The organism is Chromobacterium vaccinii (assembly GCF_000971335.1).
Taxonomy (GTDB): Bacteria; Pseudomonadota; Gammaproteobacteria; order Burkholderiales; family Chromobacteriaceae; genus Chromobacterium; species Chromobacterium vaccinii.
This window is the reverse complement of record NZ_JZJL01000111.1, coordinates 1-2,975: the sequence shown is the minus strand read 5'-3', so window position 1 is coordinate 2,975 and position 2,975 is coordinate 1. Positions and strand designations below refer to the sequence as shown.

Here is a 2,975-nt window from a genome sequence, read left to right as displayed (position 1 = left end):
CGCTGTCAGCAAACGGGACTGGGAGACGCCCAGCCGCTCGGCCGTCATCCGCAGCCCGCCGCAGGCGTCTTCCGGAATCACCGCCGTCTGGGCGAACGCCAGGAACGGGCCATCGGCCGCCGGCAGCGGCGGCTCCGCCGTCGCCAGCTCGGCCGAGCGCGCTTGCCAGAATGCCCGGTCGACCGCGAACTGCTCCGACTGGCGGTAGCGCTCTTCCTCGCGGACGATGGCATCCGCATCGGCGAAACCGCAGGCCGGTGCCGGCTGGCCTTCCCGCAGCGCGCCGTAAACCTCGGCTATGCGCTGCAGCAGCATCACATAGCCGGCGACATCCATCGCGATGTGGTGATACACATGGCAGAAGATGTGGCGCTCGTCGGCCAGGCGGATCAAGGTCCAGCGAAACAACGCGTCCCGCGCCAGATCGAAGGGTTTCTCCACCCGCTCCCGCATGGCGCGCAGGGCTGCGTGTTCCGGCTCGCCGTGCGTCGATACATCGATGAAATCAGGACTCCAGTCCTCATGGACGCGGCTAACCGGGCAAGGCCGTCCATCCTCAATGGAAAAATTGACCTGCAATGCCGGCGTCTCGCTCGCGACCTGCCGCAAGGTTTTGAAAAACAAATCTGGATCCAACGGACCGGAAAGATGCAGATACTCGGCAATATTATTCGGCGAATCCGGCATCAGCTGTTGCGCCAGCCATATTTCCATCTGCGCGGAAGAAATTCCTGCTGTTATTTTGCTCATACCGTCACTCTGTTGAACCATAAAAAGGTCAGAATAAAAACCATTTCTGAAAACAGGAGAATGGGTGAGATAAAAAGCCGAAGACTTACAACAAATTGAATTGCTGACACCGTCGATAAATTTCGTCGGCACTGTGATGTATTTTTTCCAATCTTTCAGGGCAAATTTGCAATCCCTGCACAATATTCACCTGTCCACCATCGGCTACAACTGGAAAACCAAAGAAGATTCCAGAAGGGATTCCATATGAACCATCCGACAAAACACCCATCGAGGTCCAATCGCCGTCCCTGGTTCCAAAAATCCAGTCCCGCATATGATCGATGGCCGCTTTAGCTGCTGAGGATGCCGCTCGCAAACCACCATAAGCATCAATCACTGCATACCCTCGCTGCCTGACAAGGCCAATTGAAACTTGATGCAGCCAGTCATTCTCCAACAAGGCATCCACGCGGACTCCGCCAATAGTGGCATGATAAAAATCCGGGTATTGAGTAGAGCTGTGATTACCCCAAACAATCACTTTCCTCACATCAGCGAGGCTGGCTCCAGCTTTATGCGCCAATAAAGCATGAGCGCGATTATGATCCAGCCGCATCAATGCAGAAATACAAGACGAATTCAAATCTGGAGCGTTGCGCTGAACCATCAATGCATTGATCATCACGGGATTGCTGATAACCAGTATCTTGACATCGCGGCTAGCCACATCATTCAATGCCTTGCCATGAAGAGCGAAAGTATTGCCATGCTGCTCCATTCTCGCATCAGCAGTCTTTGATGCCGTGGCCAGGCTATCGAGCGGCGAACTGATCAGAAAAACATAATCCGCGCCCTCAAAAGCCTGCCATGGATCATCGCTCACCTCTACTCCGGCAAGTAATGGAAAAACTCCGTCGTGCAGCTCCATCGCAATGCCATTAAGCATTGACAACCTGGCAGGCGTCTCCAGCAAACTCAGCGATATTGGTTGCTGATCACCCAATAGCTGGCCACTTGCAATACTGAACAACAAGTTATTGGCAATGCGGCCAGCCGCACCAGAAATAGCTACACGGACGGAATTTTTCATTTATCATCGCACTCCATTGCATCAATCAGGCTTTTAGGCCTCATATCAGTCCAACTTGTTTCTATATAATCAAGGCAAGTTTGCTTGGAGGCAGGGCCAAAGCTCTGGCTCCATCCTGCTGGAACCGCAATATAATCCGGCCATAGAGAATGCTGATTCTCGTCATTGATCAGAACCAGAAACACACCATCTTTATCATCAAAGGGATTGCTCATCAGAAGATTCCTTATGGATTATTGCTTGACAGCGGTGACAGACAACTTCGACTCGAGAACAGGACCAATTATTTTCAAAACATCTCTTTGCATCATGTCCATATGTGTGCACTCGATGTCATGAACTTCCAATTGGCCAGACAAATAAGGCTGCCATGTATCCGCCTCTGGCATCAGCGCGTCTTCGGCATATGGAATCAAGGAGCGAAATAGCAGCAAATCGCCACCATAATGAGAGGAGGAAAAGGCCGCAGTGATCTTCATATGGTTGAGACCGATCAGATACATGCTCTTCAATCGGGCCTCCTCGATCGGCATCAAATACATTTCCTGAACCACACGGGCAAAAAGGTCATAAGCGCAGGCTTGCTTGCCAAACATCGCCTCATGCAGGATTTCAATCGGAAACGTATCCAGAATTGCCAGCAACGCTGTCTTTTCCCCGACCCGCTCCAACTGCACCGCCACTTCCTGAGCGATCACCCCCCCCAGCGACCAGCCCAGCAAGTGATAGGGGCCATTCGGCTGAATGCTGCGGATTTGCTCGATATAGTCGGCAGCCATATCCGGAATCGACGGAGCCAACTCCGACATGCCGTCCAGGCCCCGGGCTTGCAGGGTGTAGATCGGTTGCTCATGGTCCAGATGCAAAGCCAGCCCGATATAGCTCCAACCCAACCCGCCCTCGGGATGAATGCAGAACAAGGGATGGCGGCCGCCAGTGGCCCGAATAGGCATCAACACTTGATAAGGGCTCTTGCTGTCGCCGCCTTCGGCGATATGCCGGGACAGTTCCGTGACGCAGGGAGCCTCGAACAGATCGCGGATCGACAGCTCCACATCCAAGGTTTCGCGGATGCGGCGGATCAGCCGCGTCGCCAGCAACGAGTGCCCGCCCAGATCGAAGAAGCTGTCTCCCCTGCCAACCTTCTCCATGT

Annotated in this window: 4 protein-coding genes; all 4 read right to left on the bottom strand. The window is 53.6% G+C overall.

Annotated elements, in window-relative coordinates; translation table 11 throughout:
* Window positions 1-882: condensation domain-containing protein (locus tag VL52_RS22780; RefSeq protein ID WP_235429364.1), on the bottom strand; the 882-nt coding region annotated here is incomplete at its 3' end.
* Window positions 836-1,822 carry a malate dehydrogenase gene (locus VL52_RS24285; RefSeq protein WP_082113907.1) on the bottom strand — a complete coding sequence of 329 codons (987 nt, stop codon included), beginning with the start codon at window positions 1,820-1,822 and terminating at the stop codon, window positions 836-838. The genes VL52_RS24285 and VL52_RS22780, both read right to left, overlap by 47 nt.
* Window positions 1,819-2,037: an MbtH family protein gene (locus VL52_RS24280; protein WP_082113906.1), complete on the bottom strand. Its 219-nt coding sequence runs from the start codon at window positions 2,035-2,037 to the stop codon at window positions 1,819-1,821. The genes VL52_RS24285 and VL52_RS24280 overlap by 4 nt, the downstream gene beginning before the upstream one ends.
* An 18-nt stretch (window positions 2,038-2,055) precedes the next feature.
* Window positions 2,056-2,975, bottom strand: a 920-nt coding sequence (locus tag VL52_RS22775; protein WP_046159186.1) for a thioesterase domain-containing protein, incomplete at its 5' end; no start/stop codon positions are given.

Coding starts and splice junctions, on each gene's coding strand:
- VL52_RS24285 (WP_082113907.1), bottom strand. CDS start 1,822: ATGAAAAATTCCGTCCGTGTAGCTATTTCTGGTGCGGCTGGCCGCATT.
- VL52_RS24280 (WP_082113906.1), bottom strand. CDS start 2,037: ATGAGCAATCCCTTTGATGATAAAGATGGTGTGTTTCTGGTTCTGATC.